The sequence below is a fragment of the Streptomyces albidochromogenes genome (genome assembly GCF_005981925.1).
In the GTDB taxonomy this organism is placed as follows: Bacteria; Actinomycetota; Actinomycetes; order Streptomycetales; family Streptomycetaceae; genus Streptomyces; species Streptomyces albidochromogenes.
The window spans coordinates 1-892 of record NZ_VBVX01000675.1 but is presented as its reverse complement, the minus strand read 5'-3'; the positions used below and the strand labels follow the sequence as shown (position 1 = coordinate 892).

1 protein-coding gene is annotated in these 892 nt (G+C 77.6%); it reads left to right on the top strand.

The features are described from left to right. Window positions 1–62: 62 nt before the first annotated feature. Window positions 63–892 (top strand): SIS domain-containing protein (locus tag E2E34_RS34705; protein ID WP_138905768.1); only part of this gene is annotated, 830 nt, incomplete at its 3' end.

Below are 892 nucleotides of genomic sequence, written 5' to 3'. Positions count from 1 at the left end.
CCCCACCACCCGCGCAGCGCCCCACCACAGGGCCACGCGCCCGGCGATCGGAGGCTCGCACCATGCTCGACGAGTCGTTGCTCGACGACCCGGAGTCCCTGGCCCGCGCCGACCGCCGCGGCCTGCTGCGCGGCGCCGCCGAGGCAGGCGCCCGGGTAAGGACCGCCGCCCGGCACGCCACGGAGGCCGGCCTCGCCGAGATGAAGCCGGAGGGCCGCCCCCGCGCCGTACTGATCGCGGGCCCCGGCACCGCCGCGAACGGCGTGGCCGACCTGCTGGCCACCCTCGCCGGTGCCGCGTGCCCCGTCACCCGCCTGCACTCCACCGGAGTCGCCCCCGCGGCCGGCGCCCTGCGCTGGGCGCTCCCGGGCTGGGCGGGCTCGGTCGACCTGCTGCTCCTCGTCACCCCGGACGGCGCCGAACCCGGCCTGGCCGTCCTCGCGGAACAGGCGTACCGCCGCGGCTGCACCGTCGTAGCCGTCGCCCCGCAGCGCTCCCCGCTGAGCGAGTCCGTCAACGGCGTACACGGCCTGGTCGTGCCAATGGCCACCGCTCCGTACGAGGAGTACGACGAGGGCACCGCCACCGGCCCCGGCGCGCTCTGGGCGCTGCTCACCCCCCTGCTCGTCCTCTTCGACCGCCTCGGCCTGATCACCGCGCCACCGGACACCCTCCGGCTCGTCGCCGACCGCCTCGACCGCACGGCGGAACGCTGCGGTCCGGCGATCGCGACGTACGGCAACCCGGCCAAGACCCTCGCGTCCGACCTCGCCGACTCGCTCCCGCTGATCTGGACGGAGGGCGCGTACGCCGGCCCGGTCGGCCGCCGCTTCTCCGCCGTACTGGCCGAACTGGCCGGCCGCCCCGCCCTCTCCGCCGAGCTCCCCGAGGC